A 24,268-nucleotide genomic window follows, 5' to 3' on the forward strand; every position below is an offset into this window, starting at 1 on the left:
TTTTGTTTCTTTATATTAATAGTTGTGTCGTTTTATGCATACTGCTAACTAGTGAACCCCTGCCTCTTTCAACCAGTTTTTTAATCCTTCATCTGATGGTCTTGGGGCATTTGGATCAACAATATTGCCTTGCGGATCAATTAGTATGAATCTCGGAATACCGGTTACTTCATAAGCATTCTCAAAAGAGACATCACCATTAGCAAACAATTGTACACCTGTTAATTGAAGATCTGCTACCATTTTTTTCCATTTGTCATGATCTTTTACACGATCGGTAGAAATGCTTACAAACACGATGTTTTGATTATGAAATTCTTTTTCAACTTTTTTAAGAAAGGGAATTTCTTTTTTACACGGTGCACACCAGGTAGCCCATAGATCAATATAAACAAACTTACCTTTAAAATCATCCAGAGAAGTTTTAGTCCCATTGTAATTTTCATAATTGAAAAATTTTGGTGAAATTTTTCCTTTTGGAAGTACTTCTTCCTGATGCTTTTTTAATCCCGTACTTTGGTTATATTTGGCCACACCCCTTTTCTTAAAGTCTTCAAAGTCCTTTTTTTCAAGAGTAATAAAAGAGGCTTCTAACCCCTTAGTCTGCTCAAGAAGTTTTTGATAACCCGCTACAATCTCCTCTATTTTGGCCATAAATTCGGCACTTTCTAATTTAAATATAGATTTATCCGCAGTGGCCTTTTCAGTATATAGTGCTTTCTTAAATAGGTAATTATTAGGTATTGCCCCTTCACCTTTACAAGTCATTGTCTCATCCCATTGTTTGGTATCAAAAGTAATTTTCAGGTTGTAACCATTTTTAAGATAAAAGAAGCCTTGTTCTTTACCATCAAATATACCATAAAAGCCTTCTTTTATTCTGAGAGTATCAGAGAAGGTGCCATCTTTGTTCACATTAATTCTTTTTATTTTGGTTCTGTTCTTGAAAACAAGCAAAGAATCTGAATTTTTATCTGTGATTTTTCCGGATAAACGCAGATAGTCATTTCCTTCTTTTTGTGCAAAAGTATGCAGACTAAAAATGAGGGTCAGGATCCCTAAATAATACCATTTTTTCATTAGATTTTTCTTTTAAACTTTATTTTATAATTATTTATTGAAACGTTTTGGTGAATTATTCTTTCGTATAAATAATCCCCGATTTAATGGTCATAAAGCCATCTTTTAAATTTTCGATATTTTGTACAGGGTCTGAATTGGTAATATAAAGATCTGCTCGTTTACCAATAGCGATAACGCCTCTATCCGCTACTCCAATGCTTTCTGCTCCAACTCTTGTAGCACTTATAAGAACATCTCTGTTGGTAAAACCACAGTTGTCGGTCAATATTTTTATCTCTTTGAATAATGGAACAACATTATCTTTTTCGAATAAATAAGGCCAATCTGTTCCTGTAGCCACTTTAACTCCAAGTTCATGCGCCCTTTTAGTTATTTTCATCCCGTCAAAATATTTATTATTGTTTGCCAAGTAATTCGTCGGATCCAGTATCACATTGTTTGCTTTCATGAGGAGTAATAACTTGTCCATTTTTATACTATCAATAGCAGGTATTTTTTTTAGGTGATCCATTTTTCCTGAAGAAAAGCCATAGGCTATATCATAGGCATGCGACATCGAATTTACCTTAGCCGCAGCTACATCTGTTGGCGTAGCAGGAAATACTGCTGCATGACTCCAACTTTGTAATCCCTGCTTCTTTGCTTCTTTTACAATCTTTCTAATCATGCGTGCACTTAAATCAGAATATAGCTTTATTCCGGTTACCCCTGCTCCTTTTGCCTCTGCCATAGCCATTTTAATATTTGTCGTATCGGTAATGGTACGTTCCCATGGAGTATCTTTTTCTGTAGTATACTTTCGAGTTAAGTTAAAATAATCTGGTCCCGCGAACTGAGCTGCGTAAAAAATGGAAGGAGCCGGTAATTGATTCAGGATACTTGCCCGTTTATAATCGGCAAGGACAATCGCATTCCCTGCCATATCCCTGACTGATGTTATCCCGGCATAAATCATTTTAGAAAGCTGGTCCTCCATGTATTTATTGCTCTTTTCTCTATTGAGATTTGGGACTGTTGTCAAATGAACGTGTGTATCTATTAATCCAGGCATAACATATTTTCCGGTGAGGTCAATTATTGTTGCTTCCGGATATGCACTAAAATTATCCGTATACAATAAATCTATAATCTGATTGCCTTTAATGATGATACTACCCGTCTTTAAGTCAAATTTATCGTCAAAAATAAATCCGTTCTTCAGTATTGTTATTTTTAAGTTTTCCTTCTTTTGTGAATATCCTGTTATTAGGTTAAATAGCGAAAACAAAAAGATTAAGACTAGTTTTTTTTTCATGTAAAAAGGCTTTTATAATATTAGAAAAATGCATAGAATGCAAGGAGTAGGATTCAAAGGATCAATATTCTCTAACGAAAATATTGACCCTAAAAATGGCTACTTTTAATAACCCGGATTTTGTGTAATACCGGAACGGTCTATTTCTGTTTGCGGAATGGGTAAAGCAAATCGATTTGCGTTAGCCGATAAACCACTGCCGTCTGCTCTTTTAAAACCTAACCCAAGTCTTTTAAGATCTGTAAATCTGAACCCTTCAAATGCTAATTCTCTTCTTCGTTCATTAAGAATTTCATTACTCAGATCTGCCCCTGAATAATCTCCTATACCACGGGCATTTCTAAGTTTATTGAGATTTATCAATGCTGATGCACTGTTATTTTCCTGTAGATAAGATTCTGCCAGTATAAGATACAATTCAGGTACTCTGATGAGTTTTATATCTATATTACCCGGATCAAAAGCAGCGGCATTTGTTGTTCTTGTACCTGCTTGCTTTTTAGGAAAGTAATTGTCTTTAATAGTAGGATGGTTTTTGAAATATACTGTAAATCTAAAGTCTTTCGTTTTGTCATAAAGATTTATTAAATCTGTTGCTACCGAATAAGGATAACTCGAGAGAACCGGTATTGCAAAGATTGCTGCAGTCTGCCCCATTTCGGAATTTTCAAAACGTATTCTAAAAATGATTTCTCCCGAATCATCCTTATCCCATTCTTTTTGCAAAGCAACCAGCGTGTTGTCTAATTTATATCTGGTATCTGCTAAGGCTAAATTACTGTAGGCAATAGCATTTTTGTAATCGGCTGTTTCATGAGATACGCGGGCGGATAATGCATAAATTGCTGTTTTGGATATTCTATAGGAATTAACCGTATTATTGGCTAATGCTTCCGCTTCTTTTAAGTCTGCCAGAATAAACTGAATCACTTCGGCTGTAGTGTTTCTGGGTTTTATGTCTAACAATTTATCTGTTTCAAATCGATAAGATACTGACAATGCCTTTTTATCAGCGTTATAAGCAGGTGAATAAAACCTGTATAAATTATAATGCAATAAAGCTCTTATCCCCAGTGCTTCTCCTAAAAAAGCATTTTTGTTTGTCAGCGTACTTTTTCTCGCATACTTTATAATAGTATTTACGTTATAGATGGCCTGATACGAAACTTTCCAAAATCCCTCTATACCACCAGTCGAGCTGTTATATGCCAGGGGATATATCGAAAGTGAACTGTTATCAAAAGAGAAGTCTTTTGAATTTGTTGAACCTAAAAGATCATCTCCAATGGCTTCCGGAATTGTGTAAATACCCAAGGAATAGCCGTGGAAATCTTGTTTCATAAGCCCATAAACGCCATCTAAGGCACTTCTGAAACCACCTTCTGTCTGAAAGAGTGTTTCCGGAGCCAATTGATCCAAAGGTTCTTTGTTTATAATATCATCAGAGCAGCTGCTAAAGAAAGTAACTATTACTGATATGAAGAATAATTTTATATTTGCTCTCATTATGTTTTTCTTTAATTTTTTATCTATCGTAGTAAGACTCTTTTGTCTTCGTTGTTATTTGATGTCCAATTTGTGGTTTGCTGTATCTTAAAAACTAGCATTAAGACCTAAAGAATAAGCTCTGACAATGGATGAAGAAAGTCCAATACCTCCAGCTGCAGTAGCATATTCCGGATCAATATAGCTAACAGCCGTTTTGGTAAAAAGGTTTTGCCCCTGAACATAAATTCTTAAACTTTCGATCCCTGTTTTCTCTAAAACACTTTTGTGAAGTGAATATCCCAGAGCAACATTTTTCAATTTAATATAACTGGCATTCTCTAAAAATTGAGTAGAGTTTTTGTAATCTGACTCTATGAATGCTGTAGGGTTGGCTGTATTCACCTGTCTTACAGCTATACTTGACTGATCACCAGAATTTTTCCATGCTTTAAGCACGTCAGTACTTTGATTGTAAGCGGGATTGTTATATAAATTATAGATTCCTTCATTCAGAACATAATGACCGACAGCATAAGATATCAAGACTGACATATCAAGTTGTTTGTATCTGAGCGTATTGGTTAAACCTCCATAATATTTAGGCATTGCGGTTTTGTTGCTAACCTGCCTGAGATTATTGATTTCAGTTGCATTAGTTGTAGTTTTATTGGTATTGTAATCTACTAGCTTTCCATCCTGTGTTCTGTACTGATTAAAACCTGTAACCGGATTAACACCAGCCCAATCTGCTATATAAAAAGAGCGTATAGCGCTCCCTTCTTTGAACACGGTAGATCCTGCATTATTGATAATATCCTTTTTGTCTGACAAGGCCAGAACAGTTCCTTTGTTGAAAGCAATATTAAAATCGGTGGTCCAGTTAAAATCTTTGCCTTTTAAATTTACAGTATGAAGACTAATCTCAACACCCTCATTTCTAAAGTTTCCGATATTAGAGATCAACTCTTTAAAACCTGAAGTTAACGGAATTGGCTTATTGTTTAATAAGTCTCTGGTATCTCTGATATAATAGTCAACAGTTCCTGAAATACGATTGCTAAACAGTCCGTAATCGATACCGAAATTCTTATTGTAATTCTTTTCCCAGGTTAAATTTGGGTTTTCTCCCCTTGATAGATAAGGTACGGTACCACCTGCATAAATGATTTGGCTAGAGTAATTATATAAAGATTGAGAAGCAAAATCTCCTATAAAGTCATTTCCGGAAGTCCCAATGCTGGCTCGCAATTTTAAAGAACTTACGATTTTATTCTCCTTAAATAAGTCTTTATATGCATTCCATGAAGTTCCTACAGACCAAAAATTCGCATATTTGTTATCCGCCCCAAAACGGGAAGAGCCGTCTCTTCTGAAGGATAATGACAGATTATAAGCACTATTAAAGTTATAATTTAGTCGCGAGAAATAAGACAATGAACCCGCTACTGATTTTTGTTGTGTAGCTGAAGTTACCGTTTTTGCTGCGCTTACGATTTGTATCGCATCCGAGTTAAAAGTATTAGCCAGTATATTAAGACTGTTGGTTTCGTATTCATTAATTTCATTACCCAATACCAAATCAAAACTATGTTTCTGAAATTTCTTTGCTATAGTTGCTGTTAATGTACCTGTATAATTATTATTATCGCCACTAGAATTACTTAGTACTCCCCCTTTTACAATTACTTTCTCGAAATTACTGCCCTTTGAGCTATTATAGTTAGCTCCTAAAACGCCATTCAAAATTAACCATTTGAAAGGTGTATAAGTCAAATTTACACTTCCTCCAATATTTTTTCGATTGGAATTTACAATTGTATTATCTCTTAAAAATAATGGATTGTACGGAGTGCCCGGAGCACTGCCAATCTCCAAAAGCCTTAGCGGATTTCCCTTATCATCAAGAAAATTTAACCATGGGTTTAACATAAATGCATTTGAAAAAGGAGAACCGACTGTACGTTTGTTTACGTCATTTACATTTCCGAAATTTCCTGAAAATCCAACTTTTAATTTACTTCCCAAATCAAAATCAAGTCGAGTACTTACCGTATATCTTTTGTACTCGCCTCCAAAAATATTATCGACCTTGTTATAGGTTATCGAAGTATAATAGTTGGCTTTATCGGAACCTCCGGAGAAAGAGATATTATCTTCACGATTTATTTCATTCTTCAAAAGCAAATCAGCCCAATTTACATTATTCCCCAATGCTCTTCTGTTTTGAAGTAATGTCGGATTCGTTTTATAAACCCCCAACGACTCTTCAAAATCTAATTTTTGAGATCCGGTCATTAAATCGTTAGTAAATGATTGGTCTGCTGTTTTAATTCCAAGTCGGGTATTAAAAGTCACCTGCAATCCAGTGTTTCTCTTTCCTCTTTTTGTGGTTATCATTATTACACCATTCGTCCCTTTAGATCCATAAATAGAGGTTGATGCAGCATCTTTTAGAACACTGATCTCTTGTATGTCGGCAGCATTTAAGGTGAAGGCACCTAATCCTGATCTGGGCATCTGTACTCCATCAACAACTATCAGAGGATCTGTACTCGAACTTATCGAGCCAATACCTCTTAGTAAAATAGAAGGAGGTGCATCCGGAGAGGTAAAATTTTCCTGAACAAATAAACCGGGAACGACTCCAATTAAAGCGTCGGCGAAAGATACATTTTGTGTATTCTGTAATACCTTGGTATCCAATTTTGTTACAGCTCCCGTAATTTTATCACGATTCATTTTTCCATACCCCACTAAAACGAGTTCATCCAATTGGTTCGTATTGGGTTCAAGGGTAACATTGAGCAAAACCTGGCCTGCAATTTTAATTTTTTTAGTTGTAAAACCTACAAAGCTAAAGCTTACCACATCACCTTCGTTTACAGCGATTTCATACTTGCCATCAAAATCAGTAGTTGTGCCCTGTTTATTATTGTTTACTAAAATTGTTACTCCAATCAAAGGCAAGCCTGTATGGTCTTTAACCACACCACGAATCTTCTTTTGATTTGCGTTTTTACTGATTAGGTCAAGAGAAGACTCCTTTGAACTTTTAGTCTTCTGCGCATAATTTCCAGATTGTACATTCAATATTGAAACAATGAGAAAAAATGCGGTTAGCTTAATTTTTAATGATGGTTTTAAATAAAATAGAGTTGCTGCATGAGCTTTCATTTTTTTCATAATTTTCAGAGTTTTTAAATTGCCAGAGTTCATAACCTTAAGAATTGATCGTATAGAGAGAAAAGACTGCCAGAGTTCTTTTTCGTGATTTTCTAAAAACAAAAGTTGTGGTATTTGAATGGAGAATGCCATTATACATTTAGGACAAACACTGCAAGTAAATTACATTTTGTGTACCTGATGTATCGATAAAATAATGAGATTCAATTCCCCGTTAAAGTGGTATTTTCAGGGGTATAAATGCAATTCTAACTTTTCAAAAAGAGAAAAAACAGATGAGAGACAAGTTTATATAAATTTCGTTTCGCGCTTATCTCTTTTGATATTGTGTCAAATGTAGACTACATAATTCATACATGGACTTTAAAAGTAATAACTGGTATCATCTACGTAACAATTGGCGCTTTTTTAGACATAAGTGTGAAAAAATGAAATCAGTTTTAGCAAATTACCAATTGTTTTCACAAAAAAACACTTTATTTCTTTCTGCCAAAATCAAATAATGAAGATCAAAAACGGTCAAAAATTCATTCTTAGTTTCAAAATGCATCTGATACAAATCAGCAACTGGTTTTAAATGATTCTAATAACTTTCTATACTACTAAAAGACCGCATTTAAGTTTAAAAATGAAAATTCTTCATTTTGGGTATAAAAAAACCAGTGAGCTTAATTCACTGGTTTTAAAATTCATATACTGTACCTCTTTAATCTATTTAGTACAGTTCAATATTTTTATTTACTGCTAACTTAGCCAGTCACTGACTAACTTTCGATAGGTTTCACCAACGGGAAGCTGTTCTCCACTGGTGAGTTGTATCTGATTTCCATCAATAACCTTTATTTTACTTTTTGGGATTATATAGGAGCGATGAATTCGAACAAATTGATTTACAGGAAGCTTTTCCAAAATATCCTTCATGTTTTCCAGAACCATAATTTTCTCCCCTTTCGTATGAATGCGAATATAGTCTTTGAGGCCTTCAATATAAAGGATGTTTTCGGTTGCTATTTTATGATGCTTCCGGTCGGCTTTTACAAATAGAAAATCTTCAGTTTGCTGGTTTTGAAAGGTTTCCTGCCAACGGATAAATTTTTCAACACTCTGATAAAAACGATTGAAAACAATTGGTTTGAGTAAATAATCTATAACATGGAACTGAAAAACATCTAAAGCATAATCCGGATACGCAGAGGTAATGATGAAGTTGTGTTTCTGATTGAACATCTGCATTAATTCAATTCCGGTTAGCTGTGGCATTTGAATGTCTATAAACACCAAATCAACCACTTCATTGTTCAGTATTTCGATGGCTTTAAAAACGTCTGAATCGGCATACAAAACGTTTAATCTAGGTACTTTAGAAGCATAATCTGCCATTAACCTTACTGCAAAAGGTTCGTCGTCTAATATGATACAATTTATTTTCTTCATCTTAATTCTATTTCAAGTTCAGCTGTAAACTGGTTGTTTTGATTTACTACTTTTATCTGATGTTTTTGCGGATAATGAATTTCCAGTCTCTTTCTTAAATTACTTAATCCAATACCTCCCAATTTATCTTTCTTTTGTATGGCGATATCATTTATCACTTTAAAATTGAGTTTTTGATCTTCTAAGCGCAGCTCGATTATAATTGGTTTTTCGTTAGATGTAACACCATGTTTTAAGGCATTTTCAATTAACGGAGATAAAATATAAGGCGGAATTTCTTCAGAAATATTTTCGGTTTCAATTCTGAAATCAATAAAAGCACTTTCCTGATGCCTTAATTGTTCGAGCTCTATATAGGCTTTTATATACTCGATTTCATCGGCCAGTTTTATCTTTTCTTTTTGAGATTCGTAGGTCGTAAAACGCATAATCTGACTTAGTTTTTCGATGGCAGCCAACGATTTATCCGATTGAAAATAAACCATCGAATAAATATTGTTGAGTGTATTAAATATAAAATGCGGATTGATCTGTGCTTTCAGAAATTTGATTTCGGTGTTTTTGTTTTCTTCCAGAATAACCTGATTGTACTCCAGCAAACGGATAAAATAAATAACAAACCAAAGCAGTGAACTTAAAATTACAGGCATACTGCTGTAATGCAGATTATCCTCCATATACTTAAAGAAAGTTGGATTGGTGTAATTGATTCGATGAAATAAAACATCGCTTATCACCTGTTCCAACAACCATCGTGACCCCGTAAAAAACAAGTACGAAACCAATACTCCCACAAAAAATCTTTTCCACTGAAAGGATTTAAAAACCAATTTCATCACCACAAAATAATGAAAATAAAAGGTTAGCACAAACACAATCATATACGTTGAAAGAAACAGATCCGGAATGAAGTTTTTGCTCTGGATTAGATTTTTAACAAATGTGAAATACCCCATCAAAAGCCAATATATGATATGAATAAACACTTCTACTCTTTTTGATAATGTTCCTTTATACATCGTTTCGTTTTTTTTTCAAAGATATACATTCATTAAAAAGTCTAAAGCCGGGTTTGTAGATTAATCACAGGGGTTTGTCGATAAAAGTTCTTTACGGTCTTTTTTCAGCGCAGTTTTGCAGGGTAATTAATTTAAAAACCATGAAAAACATTAGCCTTTTAGTACTTGCCTTTTTGTATCAGACGTATTCTTTTGGTCAGGAATATGAAGTTAAAGGAAAAGTGATCAATCAAAATAAATTAGCCCTTGAATTTGTGATCAGCGGTTTATTAAACCAACAAAAAACTTTAACCGCTCAGGCTTCAACAGACAGCCTGGGGAATTTTATTCTGAAAGCTCCAAAAGGAAATTACCGTTTCATACTGGAGCAATTTGGTACAGAATTCATGAACCGTGAAATTACAATAGATCAAAATACCGATCTGGGCACGATTGAAATTAAAGAATCGGTACAACTTGACGGCGTGACTTTAAAATCAAGAAAAAAACTGATTGAACAAAAAGTCGATCGACTTGTTTTTAATGTCGAAAATTCGGTAACGGCTACTGGCGGAACGGCTTTAGATGCTTTAAAAGCAACACCTACTGTAAGAGTTCAAAATGAAGCGATTTCGATTGTAGGTAAAGGGGAAATTTTAGTAATGATTGACGATCGTTTGCAAAGAATGCCTCAGGAAGATTTGGCAGCTTTTCTTAAATCAATTCCTTCTGATAATATTAAGAGTATTGAAGTTATTACGACACCTCCGGCAAAATATGACGCTGAAGGCAATAGCGGTCTTATTAATATTAAATTGAAAAAAGCAAAAGCCAATTCATGGAATGCCAATATTGGAACTTCCTACACGCAAAAAACATACGCAGGCGGAAACGTAAACGGACTTTTTACGTACGATCACGATAAGCTTTCGGTACAAGCTACTGTTAGCAAAGGGAAACAAAAATTACTGACTTCTTCTGAAAGTTCTATTTTTTATACCAATGAAACCTGGAAGCAAGAACTTAAAAATAAATCGACCACAGATGTACTGAGCTTAGGTCTTGGTTTTGATTATAAAGTAACTGACAAATGGAGCAGTGGACTAAAATATCTGGGCAGTTTTACAGATAAAGTGAACTCAAACAACCCATTTACTACCAGATTCAATAATGCTAACGGAATGGCAGATTCTTATATTACGTCGAACGCAAATGGTGAAAACAATCCAAAAATGAATGCGGTTAACTTTCATAATTCGGTTGCAATAGACAGCTTAGGAAAAAACATATCAATGGACCTGGATTATTTTGATTATAACAAAAATGACTCCCGTTTCTTTTCAGGGAATGAATTAGACAGTAGTAAAAATAAGATTCCCGGAGGTTTTTTCTCTTCAACGAATTCCAATGTCAATACCATCAAAAATTACTCGGCCAATATCGATGTTTCTTTACCGTACGACTGGGCAAACATTAGTTTTGGAGCGAAAACTTTCCATACTAATACAGATAATAATCTGGTTGTTTATGATAACGAAAGCGGAACACCGGTTTTCAATACCAATCAATCGAATGTTTTTAATTATAAAGAGTACAATCAGGCCTTGTATTTTTCGGGAAGTAAAAAAATAAATTCAAAATGGGAGACACAAATTGGTTTACGTATCGAAGCGACACAAACCAAAGGTTATTCTGAAAATCTGAATCAAACCAATACCAACAATTATGTAAAATTATTCCCAACGGCCTATTTGACGTATGTTCCTAATGAAAGTAATTCTTTCTCCTTAAACTACAGCCGAAGAATCCGCAGACCTGATTTTGACTATTTAAATCCTTTTGTCATTAAAACAAGTCCATATTATTATTCAGAAGGGAATCCGTATTTGAAACCTTCACTGATTGATAATTTTGAGTTTTCGTTTATCCGAAATCAAAAATGGGTAAGTTCTGTTTATTTTTCTCAGGTTTCAGATTTTGGACAGGAATTATCGATCATCGATCCGGATACAAATGTTACCAGAAACACTCCTTTAAACTATGCTAATACGTACCAAATTGGACTTTCTACTTCATACAATTTCAATAAATGGTCCTGGTGGAACAGTTTTACCGGATTCAATTTAAACTATCAAAATGTAAAATCAAAAACCAATTTTATTCAGTCCATCGATGGCTATAACGGATACATTTACAGCAATAATGATTTTACCCTAAACAGTAACAAAACACTATTTATTGGATTAAACTATGGTTTACAACTGCCGGGCCGTTATCAAATTTTTAATATTTCGACTTTGAATATTCTTGACATTTCGGTTAAGCTATTAACTTTCAACAAAAATCTTTCGGTTACCATCATTGGCGAAGATTTACTGAATGCGCAAAAACCATTGATTTCCTATAGTTCAAACGATATTAAGACTAATGTAAAAAGCTATAGTGACAGTAGAGGTTTCCGAATTTCGCTGAGTTATAAATTCGGTAATCAAAACATCAAATCCAAACAAAGAGATTTTGGAAATGAAGAAGAAAGAAGCAGAGCCAACTAAATGTGTTTCGAACTTCATACAAAGCTTCAGAAAATATCTGAAGCTTTTTTTATGCGTTTAGTCCAAACTTCAAAAAGCTCTTTTTGTCCTCCATCTAAAATAAACTTATATTAGCCTTAAATTTAAACGATTAGAGAAGAAACAGTAGACCCGAAAATTACCGCTTAAAAAACCAAAAACTACCATGACCAAAAAAACTGCCATCTTGCTAGGGTTTATCGCCTTAAAATTTATACTGCAATATATTTTAATAAGTCCTGAATATGATTTGCAACGCGACGAATACTTGCATCTTGATCAGGCACATCATTTGGCATGGGGCTATTTATCGGTTCCTCCGGTTACTTCCTGGGTTTCTTATCTTATTCTTTTACTTGGAAATTCGATTTTTTGGGTGAAGTTTTTCCCGGTTCTTTTTGGAGCTTTGACACTTGTGGTGGTCTGGAAAACTATTGAAACGTTGAAAGGAAATTTATACGCTCTGATTTTAGGTTCTACCTGCGTTTTGTTTTCATCGCTGTTGCGGATCAATATACTGTACCAGCCAAATTCGTTAGACATCTTATGCTGGACTTCTTTTTATTATGTGATCATTCAATACGTTACTACCGAAAACAAAAAATGGTTTTACATTGGTGCTGTCGTTTTCGCCTTCGGTTTTCTAAATAAATACAATATACTGTTTCTTCTTATCGGCCTCTTACCGGCTCTTTTGTTATCCAAACAAAGAAAAATATTTGTTGAAAAAAAACTCTATTGGGCACTGCTTTTAGGAGTGTTACTGATTTTACCTAATCTTTTATGGCAATACAACAACCACTTCCCTATTGTGCATCACATGAAAGAACTCGCCGAAACACAGCTCGTTAATGTAGATCGAATGGAATTTTTGAAAAAACAATTATTATTTTTTATCGGTTCTTTCTTTGTTCTTCTTGCTGCTTTGTACGCCTTACTGTTCTACAAACCTTTCGAAAAATATAGATTCTTTTTTGCTTCGATAATCTTTACACTGATCGTTTTTCTGTATTTCAAAGCCAAAGCCTATTATGCTATTGGTTTATATCCTGTTTATATCGCTTTTGGAGCTGTTTTTCTTTCTCAGGCACTACAAACAGGCTGGAAACGTTATCTGAAACCCATTTTCATCATCATTCCAATATTATTTTTTATACCTATGTACGACTTGGCTTTCCCTAATAAAAGTCCAGAGTATATCATAAAAAATCCAGAAGCATACAGAAAAATGGGAATGCTTCAATGGGAAGATGGAAAAGAGCATGCGCTGCCACAAGATTTTGCCGATATGCTGGGCTGGAAAGAGCTCGCCCGCAAAACAGATTCTCTTTATGCCTTAATTCCGAATCCCGAAACAACTCTGGTACTTTGTGATAATTACGGACAGGCCGGAGCCATAAACTATTACTCTAAAAAAGGAATCAAAGCCGTTTCTTTTAACGCCGATTATGTCAATTGGTTTGTTCTTGATGTGCCCTACAAAAACGTCATCAGAGTTAAAAACTATTGGGAAAGAACTGCTGAGCTTGAAGAAACCAGTCCTTTCTTTGAGTCTTCCCGTATTGGAGGCGAAATCACTAATAAATATGCCAGAGAGTCTGGAGCCACTATTTTTGTTTTCACAAATGCCAAAATTGACATCAACAAAAGACTCAAAGCTGAAATTAAAGAAGAAACGAATTATAGTAAATGACCGATTTTACCACTATCGACTATCTAAAAAACGGAAACAGCAGACAAATTCAGACTTATGAAATCCTTACCCAATATAAGATTTTGGATGACCTCGCTGAATTTGATCCAATTTTGGCAGGCACGATCCCAATTCATATCGATATTGAAAATAGTGACCTGGACATTATTTGTTATTGGAAAAACAAGGTTGAATTTGTGGAGAAACTCAACATTACCTTCGGAAGTAAAGACAACTATACCATCAGGGAAGCACTAATTGATAATCAAGAATCTATTATTGCAAATTTTAAAATAGCCTCTTTTGAAATTGAGATCTTTGGGCAAAATATTCCAACCAAAGAACAGAATGCGTATCGCCACATGGTTATAGAGTATCAAATTCTGCAATCAAAAGGCGAAAATTTCCGATTAGAGATCGTCAAACTCAAACAAAACGGTTACAAAACGGAACCTGCTTTTGCTTTTTTATTAGGTTTAAAAGGAGATCCATACTCAGAACTACTAAAGTATGAGATTTAAACCACTTTAGCCAAAAACACAAACAACTAAATACCAGTCACTTAAAATTAAAATTCACATATTTAAAAATAATTTCGAAATTTCTTTGCATAACCGTATTTACTGTGTATCTTTGCACCCGAAACATCGCGGGATAGAGCAGTAGGCAGCTCGTCGGGCTCATAACCCGAAGGTCACAGGTTCGAGTCCTGTTCCCGCTACTAAGTAAAAACACCACTTCAACAAGTGGTGTTTTTTTTTATTTCAAAACGAAAACTGGTGGGCTCATATCCGCCGCGGCGGACACAGGTTCGAGTCCTGTTCCCGCTACTAAGTAAAACACCACTTCAACAAGTGGTGTTTTTTTTATTTCAAAACGAAAACTGGTGGGCTCATATCCGCCGCGGCGGACACAGCTTCGAGTCCTGTTCCCGCTACTAAGTAAAGCACTACTTCAACAAGTGGTGTTTTTTTTTATTTCAAAACGAAAACTGGTGGGCTCATATCCGCCGCCGCGGACACAGGTTCGAGTCCTGTTCCCGCTACTAAGTAAAACACCACTTCAACAAGTTGGTGTTTTTTTTTATTTCAAAACGTAAATTGGTGGGCTCATATCCGCCGCGGCGGACACAGGTTCGAGTCCTGTTCCGGATCAGGTTCAAAAGTTGGGGATTAAGCAAAAAAGATGGATCAATACAAAATGTTGTGGGGTTGATAGAAGTTATTCCTTTTATCAACGATTTCAGCTCTTCATTTAAGAAATCATTTTATTACAGCTGATTTTATAATTAGTGTTCTCTTTCGGTATAAATATTTGAAATGTTTAAAAAGGGCTGAAAGCCCAAAAGCATAAAAATAGTGCAACGCACTATAAAGTAAGATAATGAATCATATTGCCCTGAAAGGGCATAAGCAGTTATAAATAAAACATAAGATCTTGATTAAAAGTTGCTAACTTTCGGAAATGTCATAAAATAAGACACATGCTTCTTGGGTTAGGCTTTCGCCCTTACAGGGCTTAAAGAAGCATCATCATTATTCATGGTACTTCGCACCATGTTATTGCCAGAGCTCTTTCAGAGCAGCAAGTTGCAAGCACTTGTATCTTATAAGGAAAGCTGTACATTAAATCTTTTGCAACTAAAGAATTTTAAGAAAATAAAAAAAACTTTGAGATTGTAAAAAGCTAGTATTTTCACTCCTAAATTGCTTTATGATAAAGAGAATATTAACAATAGCTAAATTTTTCACTTATCCAATAATACCGCACACATTAAGTACCTTTGACACAATAAAACCAATAGAATTATGATAGAAAATTTTGTGCTTTTAGCATTTGACACTTATTATTTTGACGGAAAAGCCAAAACCGTTTGTATTGAATTTAATCAATGGAATCAAGACAAAGATTACAAAGTACATTCAGAAATAATTGACAATATCGAAGACTATATCCCAGGAGAATTTTATCGAAGAGAATTACCATGCATTTTAAGTCTTTTACAAAAGATGAAACTAGAAAATATTGACGCGATTATTGTGGATGGATATATTTATCTGGATGATGATAAAAAATATGGTTTAGGAGGATATCTATATGAAAAACTAAACCAGAAAATTCCAATAATTGGTGTTGCCAAAACTAATTTTGCATCACTAAATAAAGACAAAAAAAGCTTATTTAGAGGCGATAGTAAAAAACCTCTTTTTATTACTTCAATCGGTATCGATTTGGACGATGCATTTACAAAAGTCGAAAGTATGGCGGGAGAATTTAGATTTCCTACCTTACTAAAAGAATTAGACAGGCTGACAAAAGAAATACAAATAACTCTATAAGAATACTTTATAAGCTGGCTAGCTATTTGAATGCTTCCTGCTACTAAGACAAAAAGCTTCAGAGAAATCTGGAGTTTTTTTTATTTATACCTTTCTGATTCTCTTTGCGGACACAGATTGCAAATCTGCGCTATAGTTGTCTACATATTGGAGCGATCGGATAAATTAGTTTTTTTCATCTTCTCTATAAAAAGGTTAATTTCTTTCAAGTTATTATTCTTCAGCTTGAATGAATAAAATAGTTTTTGCTCTATTATTTTAAGAGACTTAATTGGTGTTTTAATTAATTTTTTGTCTAACTCTTCATCACATAAATGTTTTGGAACTATACTAAATCCGCTATTGTTTTTTAAAGTTTCTATTATATCCAAATAAGAGGGTAAAATATATCTTGGAACTATTCTAGGATTAGTATTAAATCTAGAATCCCAAAACTTTTTTATATCATTTTGGTTATTGTCATATGCAAACCAAGTTTGTTTTTGTAGCCATGTGCTGAATTGCCTATCATTTTCTTCGATATTCTCTGGAATAACAATAGAATTGGAGCAAATTAATTCTAACTCTTCATTCTTTAAATATGTGAATTGATGGTCGTAAGTATCGTGTTTTTTTATTCCAACCAATAATTGGATTTTTTCCATTTCAAGAGCTTCAACCAATTCTTTTTCATTTCCAAACTGGGTCACTATATACATGTCAAATGCATAAATGTGATGTATTAATTCTTTCCTGAAAAAATCTGTGGTACAACCAATTGTTATTGCAGATCGTTGTTTTTTTGTTCTTTGACTTGAATAATATTCTACTTTTTCTAATTCACTTAATGGATTATTAATTTGTGAATATAAAAATTTTCCATATTCGGTAGGTGCTAATTTCCGAGTAGTTCTTTCAAATAGTTTTTTTCCAATATGGCTTTCCAGGGCAGATAAATGTTTACTAACTCCAGGTTGAGTCATATTTAATTTTTTTGAAGCTTCTGTTATATTTTTACATTCATATATAGCGCTAAAAGTTCTCAACCATTCTAAATTAATCATAACATATATTATAAATAAGCAAACAAAAATAATTAAAATTATCAATGCATTGACTCTATCTTTGTAAAAAAAAAGAAGATGACAAAAACATTAGTAATAAACTATGCACCCAGAAAAGGTTCTTACACCCAAATTTTATTTGATGAGTTTGTGGAACTAGCAAAAGGAAAAACAGAAATAAAACATCTAAATTTAGCTGAAACTCCACCAGAATTATTATTAGAGAAAAATTTGAATTTAATAATGGAATGGAATATGGGTAAAAAAGATTTTTCAGAAATAGAACTCTTAACTCTATCTAATCATCATAAACTTATAGATGAAGTTATTGCAGTTGATAATATTGTATTGGCTTTTCCTATTTACAATTTTACAATGCCAGCAACCGTAAAGGCCTGGATAGATGCTATTGTAGTTAGTGACAAGACATTTTCTTTTAGCCCTGAAACAGGCTTTAGTGGTCTTTGTAAAGATAAAAAAGCGCTATCCATAATTGTTAGTGGATTCGATTACAATAATTCCGATAATATCAAGGAATTTGCTTCATCTACAATAAAACAAAATTTTGATTTTATGGGTATCTCTTCAGAACAAATTTCAGCTTTTGGGGTTGACCAAAATAGAGACCAATTAAATTCAATTCTTGAAAATGCGAAATTGGAAATAAAAACTTTGATTGATAGATGGTTTCCAAATTAATACTAATGTTTCAGCATCTCGCTCAGTTAGCATCCCCGCTCCCGCACGAATCCTTTCGTGCGGCAGTATGTATGTCAAGGCCTAGTTTCGTTATAAAAGTTTAAAATATTAAAAACGAGTAGAAACTATAAATTTCGTAATTCTAAGAGTGCAAGTAGAACGTACCACACGAGAGGATTCGTGCAAAAGCAGGGTAGTATACTCATACAGTTTTAACTTCTTTGATTATAGTTCACACTGCAACCTCAAAAGACTTCGCCAAAAACAATCCCGTAGTGAAATGTTAAAATTCATAACATCTCCAAAAAATCACCGAAATCGGGTATTGTTATTAAGTTAAAATTAAGCTACCCTTGCACTTAAATAAGTTTTAACTCATAAAAAACTTCCAAAACCAAAGCCGTACTAAATTTGATTTTGTACATACCCTGCTATTTTCCCTATTGAATCTTAAAATAGTTTTTGGTAAAAATTGTATAAAACAAACCCCCAGTTTACGACAAAACACTTTTTGAAATAACTCAAAAAAAAAAGACTCAGAGATAAAAACCACAAAACGAATCTCGCTTTACATCTTTTTTGCTTATCAAAACAATAGAATATTACATGTTAATTAAAAAAATGAAGCATCTTTTTCATGCCCTATCCTTATTTGTGCTGTTGCTGCTTGTGAATGCAACAGGACATGCTCAATTGTTTCCGGTTCAGATGACTCCGGTTTTCAACAGTCCGTATAGTGTTAAAATATCCGACTATGCAACTAGTATGGATACTAAAATGCGATTGCTGATCAATCCAATGGACATTACCATCTCGCAGCGACAGGTGCGTTTGAAATTGTACATTCAAGGTAACGGACTCAACATACAAAGCAGTGATTACATACTAGGGCAACGTCCCATTTTTATAAACGGCGGAGAGTTACAAACCCATACCAATACCGATATCTCGGCTCTTTTCAGGTTAGAGAACCTACAGGGAATTTCTGCTATTCAGTATGCCAATGGTTTGCCCGAGGGGATGTACAACTTTTGTTTTGAATTATACGATTTTGTAACCAACCAAAGGATTTCACAAAAAAGCTGCACCAGTTTGTATCTGATTTTAAATGACCCTCCGTTATTGAATACACCCCTACGTAACGAACAAATTGCTTCAACCGAATTTCCAAATATTCTCTTTACCTGGACACCACGTCAGAGGAATGCCACTAACATATCGTATAAATTTGAGTTAAAACAGCTTTTTGACCCCACATTAGACCCGCAGTTTGGGTTTCAGATGTCACCTATTTTGTATGAAGAGACATTATTTGGAACTGCATTGCTTTATAATTTAAGTATGCCAATCCTGACTCCCGGTATGCGTTATGCCTGGCGGGTACGTGCTATTTCAACTACCGGACTGTCGGAAAATGCGGTTTTTAAAAACGATGGCTATAGTGAGATTTATTCGTTTAAATACACTCAAAAGTGTAATGCACCGTCATTTACCCTGTCTGAAACAGTGAGCTCAAGCAGCGTAAAAATAAGCTGGCAGGGCACTCCGGACCATACCAAGTATCAGGTTCAATACAGAAAAAAGGCAATTGTAACAACGGACAAAAAAAGAAGAGAGAAAGAAAAAACATTCGAATGGTTTCCCATATATACTCAGAATACACAAACATTATTAAGTAATCTGGAAACCGAAATTGGATATGAATTTCGAGTAGGGTCAAGTTGTACATCCGAAGCAGAGGGCATTCAGAGTTACACGTATTCTAACACTAATACTTTTATACTTCCTAAAAAGGAAAAATCCATTGCAGGTTACAACTGTGGGATTATTTCAAAAATTAGCATCCAAAATAAAAAACCTCTTGAAAACTTACTTGCGGGCGAAACTTTTACAGCAGGTGATTTCTCCGTAACCATTTTACAACTAAAAAAAGGACCTGGTCCTTATTCAGGAAAAGGTTTTATCGTTGTTCCTTATTTAAATGAAACTAAAATCTCCGTTAAATTTGATAATATCACCATCAATACCGATTATCAATTAATCAACGGAGTTGTCGAAACTAATTACAATCCGGTAAATATTTCAAATACAACTAATGCTTTTGTCAGTATTGAATCTTTAATTAATGATATAAAAGAAGCAGTAAAAAAGCAAATCGAAAGCGGAAAACTTACCAAGGAAGAAGCAGATGAAATCATTAAGGAAACCACTGAGCAAGGTGAAATAGCTCAAAAAGGAAAAGAAGCTATTACCGAAGCTGAAAAACTGAAGGCAGAAGAGAAGGACAGCGGGAACGAAAAAGAGGTAAGTAAAGAGCAGGAAAATAAAATTGAAACTGCAAAACAAGCAATAAATAGTGCGCATGAAAAAATAAAAGAAATAGCAGACAGACTTGGCATTAAAGCAGGTAAAGGCAATAGAGAGTCTGATCGCTATTTTCAGGGATTACTGCCCTTGGCAGTTAATAACGGAGCAGTACAAATTAAACAGATTGACGGTAATGGTGTTTTTAACTTTAAAACTACCGACACTAATTTCCTAGAAACGTACAGTACAATTGTATCTGACAAAAAATACACTTTTGTCATCACTACCTCTAGTTCTACAAAAGAAGAATTAGAAAAAGCAAAAAGCTTGGTCGACAATCCAACAGATGGGATTGTTATCTATAATCACTATGATTTAAAAAACAATAAATTAGGGTATAAAGTAAATTTTGCCAATAACTTTTTTAAAGGAATAAAACCAGAGGATATTGAAGAAATTAAAGCTTTATATACCGAAGCTTTAAATAATTCTCTTGATGAAGCCCAAAATGCAACCGACTGGGGAGGTGAAATTTTTAAGGCAACAACATATCTCAATAAAACTTTTCAGGATTTAATCAATAAAATTGAACTTCCCGAAAGTTTTTGGAATCCTGTCAACAAAGACTTTGCCAGCAGTAAATACAAAATACAGGCTCTTGATGCAGGACTCATAGACGGAGCTCTTGATGAAATAAAAAGCATTCCGTTACTGATAAGTATTGTTGTAGACTATACGACAAACAGCACAACAAGAACTAAAATCAATGAGGCTTTTAGCGATTTTAGTTTTAAGGAAGCCATGAAAGGCTTTTATGAAGAGCGAAAAGATTTATACAAAAACCAGCCTTTACCCAAAATAGAACACCAAACGGGTAAGGATATAGTAGCTATAGGAACGGTTGTCGTTACAGGTGGCGCAGCGGCAGTTGGTAAAATAAAAAAAGGAGTTAATTTTGTTGAGGAGGTTGTTAATGCGGTTAAGAAGAAGGGAGTTAAGGAAACAGGCGAAGCGGTAAAAGATGCCATAAAGAAAAAGCTTGATGATATTGAGAAACTTATGAAAACTCCTGATTTTGCTAAAAAAATGGATGATGCTTTTAGTAAATATAAAAATAGAGCAGGCGATTTAGCCTTGAGTAAAGTTGATTGGGAAGCAAAATACAGAACCTTATACAAAAACAGAGAAATTGGAAAATTGACAGAAGAAGAATTTCAACTTTTAGAAGGAGGAGTCCCAAAAACATTTAAATTCAATGGAGAGATTAGAAAAGTTGATAATTTGATTGACGGAGTTGCTAAAGAAATTAAATCAGGGAAATTAAAAAGTTCTGAATTTATAGAAAATCAATTAAGAAAAGACATTGAAATATTAAGAAGACAAAATGTGCCTGTTAACAAAATAGAATGGCATTTGTTTGATGGGGCTGATATCAATATGATTAAGAAGCTTGAACTTTTGAGAGATACTTTTGGCAAAGATAAATTTGATTTTATTAATTATAACAATTTATAAAAATGGAAAAATATAATACACTGAAAGACGAAAAAGATTTTCGTCTTTTCATAGATAATATACCTAGCTACAATTTAAAACTACAGAATGTACTAAAAAAAGAAAGGCTAACTTATGAAGAAGAAGAGATTAGGTTAATTTCAAGATATTTTATTCAATTAGTAGAGAATGATTCTTTTACTATTGAAAATAAAAAGCAATTTATAGCCTATCTAGGAGAAGCTTTTATGCAAAAATATGGTGGAGAATGGGGCTTTACGGGAATCAAATCAGATAGTTTTGCAATAAACGAACCTGTCATTACAAAATATAAAAGAGAAAGTTTAAGAGAAGCTCCATCAGAGATGATAAGTGCAATATTTGAAAAAAATGATGAAAATTATTTTAACCGGAGTATAAAATACACCGAAGAGTTTGATAAAAAGGTCGACGATGTTTTTGCCCAATTATTTCCTAAAAGAAAGAAAAAATAAGGTTGGTCCCCAGGCTCCCACACAAATCCTTTCGTGTGGCAGTACGTATATCAAGGCCTAGTTTCGTTATAAAGGTTTAAAATATTAAAAATGAGTAAAAACTATAAATTCCGTAATTCTAAGAGTGCAAGTAGAACGTACCACACGAAAGGATTCGTGCGGTAGCGGGGGAAAGAAATGAATAGGATTTACTTATGATTATTTATTATTTTAAGGTATTATCAGGTATATATTATCTATTAGTTGTGAAATATTCCAGTAATCATATTTTCGATTTCTGCTTTGATTTCTACACTGCTGCCTATCCATCTGCCGATGATATTTCCATCTTTATCGATTAAGATTTTTACTGGAATTCCTGTTACCGCATAGGTGTTTTCAATTGTGCTTTTGTTTTCTTTGATTGAAAAATGTTTCCATTTTTCAATATTTTCTTTTTGTATTGTAGTTCTCCACAAATCTAGTTTTTCATCCTTTGTAACACTTATAATTTCAAAGCCTTTGTCTTGATATTTAGAGTACATTTCTTTTAGAAAAGGAAAATCTTCTCTGCAAGGGCCACACCAACTTGCCCAAAAATCAAGAAGCACATATTTGCTGTTTTTATATGAGCTAAGTCGCAACAAGTTAGCATTCAAATCATTTACCTCAAAATCAGGGGCTAAGTTTCCAATTCTACTATTTTTAAAATAACTTAATTTTTCGGCCAATTGTTTTCCGCTGTAAGATTTTTTTACTGCTAACCCTAATTTATCGTATAAATTTCTAATTGTATCATATGGAATTTGATTATCCTCTTCTGCTAATAAGTGATCTAATAAGTCAGGTGCTATAAATGAATTTGGATTTTTTTTTATAAATTCAAAATCCGATTGCCTATTTATTTTTATATTTTGATCCACCCATTGATCCAACTGTTGATCGAGCGAATCTAAACTCTTTTGAAATTGAATTTTTAAAGAATTATCACTAGTTGCAGTCATTTTAACAGAATAAAATCTACTCAATTCTCTGATAGAATCAATTTTTTTGTGAATTTTTTCCTTTTCCGCTGTATTTTGCAATGCATAAAATTCATCGTTCGTTTTAGAACCATTTATTACTATAGTATTCAAATCATCAATATCGAGTTTAGCACTCATTGTGGACGGCTCCAAATAAATTATTTTTGAATTTAAGTTTGTCATATAAAATCTAGAGTCAGTAGAAATAATTGCTTTAACCGGGAAATCAATTTCCCCTTTAAATACAAATTTATTGTTATAAATCTCTGAAGATTTGGTAATGCTCTCGCCGTTGACCTTATATGTCAAATAAATTTTTTTTTTGTTCGCTTTTTGGGAGCAGACACCATTTAGCACAAAATTGTGCTGCGCTACCATTATAAATGGAAGAACTAAAAAGAAAATTGAAAATTTTAATTTCATGTACATTATTTTTAAACCTAATTTATTGCATAAGAAGTGCCAAAAACTATTTAAACGTAAAACAGGAACGTCCATCGCACGCATTACAACCTAATCCTCAGTCATACGAACTAGAACAGGCGCCACAACCTTTAGGGGTAACAGGTCCTCCACCATCAATAGCTCCATCTCTTTTCCAGAAAGCCTGCTTTTAGCATTTTTCAAACTTAATTGTTTTTACAACTATTAAGTTAGCAAATATCTCATGTCTTTATCTCTTTTTCTAATATTGTATTATCTCTAATTCATATAATATTATCCTAAAATGATATAAAAACAAGGAAGCAGCATATTATAATGATTAGTGCTTTTTGCTATAGACTGCTCCCAAAAGTTTAGACGAATTTATAATTAAAATTAGATAATAATGAATCCGATATACAAGGCTCATTTCTTTTAAATTAAGCTTGATTCTCTCATTAAATTATTTCCCCTTTAAATCCTATTGCACAAATCAATTTTGGTCTTTTACGAATAGTTTTTTATTTATTTTTCGCGATTCTAAATCCAAATCCGCCATTTCGTGTGCCTTTTGGAGATTGGCATCTAACTTCTGGCATATGAATTCCATATTCTAATGGTTTTCCATCTACCCCGCCCCCGCACGAATCCTTTCGTGCGGCAGTATGTATGTCAAAGACTAGTCTCGTTATAAAGGTTTAAAATATTAAAATGAGTAGAGA

15 protein-coding genes and 1 tRNA gene are annotated in these 24,268 nt (G+C 33.7%); 8 read left to right on the forward strand and 8 right to left on the reverse strand.

Features of this window, described 5'->3' with window-relative positions; genetic code table 11:
• Window positions 1-48 precede the first annotated feature (48 nt).
• From FLA105534_RS09525 to FLA105534_RS09550, 6 genes are all read right to left on the reverse strand, one after another.
• Window positions 49-1,080 (reverse strand): TlpA family protein disulfide reductase, encoded by a 1,032-nt coding sequence (locus tag FLA105534_RS09525; protein WP_173965888.1) that lies wholly within the window; start codon window positions 1,078-1,080, stop codon window positions 49-51.
• Window positions 1,081-1,135: 55 nt separating this feature from the next.
• Window positions 1,136-2,377 carry an amidohydrolase family protein gene (locus FLA105534_RS09530; RefSeq protein ID WP_173965889.1) on the reverse strand — a complete coding sequence of 414 codons (1,242 nt, stop codon included), beginning with the start codon at window positions 2,375-2,377 and terminating at the stop codon, window positions 1,136-1,138.
• A 105-nt stretch (window positions 2,378-2,482) separates the two neighbouring features.
• Window positions 2,483-3,883 (reverse strand): RagB/SusD family nutrient uptake outer membrane protein, encoded by a 1,401-nt coding sequence (locus FLA105534_RS09535; RefSeq protein WP_173965890.1) that lies wholly within the window; start codon window positions 3,881-3,883, stop codon window positions 2,483-2,485.
• Between the two features lie 87 nt (window positions 3,884-3,970).
• Window positions 3,971-7,048 carry a SusC/RagA family TonB-linked outer membrane protein gene (locus FLA105534_RS09540; protein WP_246253205.1) on the reverse strand — a complete coding sequence of 1,026 codons (3,078 nt, stop codon included), beginning with the start codon at window positions 7,046-7,048 and terminating at the stop codon, window positions 3,971-3,973.
• 744 nt (window positions 7,049-7,792) lie between these two features.
• On the reverse strand, window positions 7,793-8,482 hold the full coding sequence (locus FLA105534_RS09545) for a LytR/AlgR family response regulator transcription factor (protein WP_173965891.1): 690 nt from the start codon (window positions 8,480-8,482) through the stop codon (window positions 7,793-7,795).
• Window positions 8,479-9,501 (reverse strand): sensor histidine kinase, encoded by a 1,023-nt coding sequence (locus FLA105534_RS09550; RefSeq protein ID WP_173965892.1) that lies wholly within the window; start codon window positions 9,499-9,501, stop codon window positions 8,479-8,481. The genes FLA105534_RS09545 and FLA105534_RS09550 overlap by 4 nt, the downstream gene beginning before the upstream one ends.
• 140 nt (window positions 9,502-9,641) lie before the next feature.
• Here FLA105534_RS09550 and FLA105534_RS09555 point away from each other — a divergent pair, with 140 nt between their 5' ends.
• The 5 genes from FLA105534_RS09555 to FLA105534_RS09575 all read left to right on the forward strand — a co-directional run bounded on the left by FLA105534_RS09555 (window position 9,642) and on the right by FLA105534_RS09575 (window position 16,082).
• Complete coding sequence (locus FLA105534_RS09555) at window positions 9,642-12,032, forward strand: TonB-dependent receptor domain-containing protein (protein ID WP_173965893.1); 2,391 nt, start codon at window positions 9,642-9,644, stop codon at window positions 12,030-12,032.
• 184 nt (window positions 12,033-12,216) lie between these two features.
• Window positions 12,217-13,743 (forward strand): ArnT family glycosyltransferase, encoded by a 1,527-nt coding sequence (locus FLA105534_RS09560; RefSeq protein WP_173965894.1) that lies wholly within the window; start codon window positions 12,217-12,219, stop codon window positions 13,741-13,743.
• Window positions 13,740-14,264, forward strand: a complete 525-nt coding sequence (locus FLA105534_RS09565) for a DUF4269 domain-containing protein (RefSeq protein ID WP_173965895.1) — start codon at window positions 13,740-13,742, stop codon at window positions 14,262-14,264. The genes FLA105534_RS09560 and FLA105534_RS09565 overlap by 4 nt, the downstream gene beginning before the upstream one ends.
• Window positions 14,265-14,391: 127 nt before the next feature.
• Window positions 14,392-14,464, forward strand: a tRNA-Met gene (locus FLA105534_RS09570).
• A gap of 1,087 nt (window positions 14,465-15,551) precedes the next feature.
• Entirely contained in the window at window positions 15,552-16,082 is a 531-nt protein-coding gene (locus FLA105534_RS09575; RefSeq protein WP_246253206.1) for an endonuclease V, read from the forward strand.
• A gap of 140 nt (window positions 16,083-16,222) precedes the next feature.
• On the opposite strand, the gene FLA105534_RS09580 is transcribed toward FLA105534_RS09575, so the two are convergent.
• Window positions 16,223-17,125, reverse strand: a complete 903-nt coding sequence (locus FLA105534_RS09580) for a LysR family transcriptional regulator (RefSeq protein ID WP_173965896.1) — start codon at window positions 17,123-17,125, stop codon at window positions 16,223-16,225.
• 78 nt (window positions 17,126-17,203) lie between these two features.
• On the opposite strand from FLA105534_RS09580, the gene FLA105534_RS09585 reads away from it, so the two are divergent.
• The 3 genes from FLA105534_RS09585 (at window position 17,204) to FLA105534_RS09595 (ending at window position 22,119) form a co-directional block, all read left to right on the forward strand.
• Window positions 17,204-17,824 carry an NAD(P)H-dependent oxidoreductase gene (locus tag FLA105534_RS09585; RefSeq protein ID WP_173965897.1) on the forward strand — a complete coding sequence of 207 codons (621 nt, stop codon included), beginning with the start codon at window positions 17,204-17,206 and terminating at the stop codon, window positions 17,822-17,824.
• 621 nt (window positions 17,825-18,445) lie between these two features.
• Complete coding sequence (locus FLA105534_RS09590) at window positions 18,446-21,646, forward strand: hypothetical protein (RefSeq protein ID WP_173965898.1); 3,201 nt, start codon at window positions 18,446-18,448, stop codon at window positions 21,644-21,646.
• A 2-nt stretch (window positions 21,647-21,648) separates the two neighbouring features.
• Window positions 21,649-22,119: a hypothetical protein gene (locus FLA105534_RS09595; protein ID WP_173965899.1), complete on the forward strand. Its 471-nt coding sequence runs from the start codon at window positions 21,649-21,651 to the stop codon at window positions 22,117-22,119.
• Window positions 22,120-22,358: 239 nt separating this feature from the next.
• Here the strand turns inward: FLA105534_RS09595 and FLA105534_RS09600 are convergent, their stop codons facing one another.
• Window positions 22,359-23,546, reverse strand: coding sequence for a TlpA disulfide reductase family protein (locus tag FLA105534_RS09600; RefSeq protein ID WP_173965900.1), 1,188 nt, complete (start codon window positions 23,544-23,546; stop codon window positions 22,359-22,361).
• Window positions 23,547-24,268 lie beyond the last annotated feature (722 nt).

It is taken from the genome of Flavobacterium collinsii, from assembly GCF_902804485.1.
GTDB lineage: Bacteria > Bacteroidota > Bacteroidia > Flavobacteriales > Flavobacteriaceae > Flavobacterium > Flavobacterium collinsii.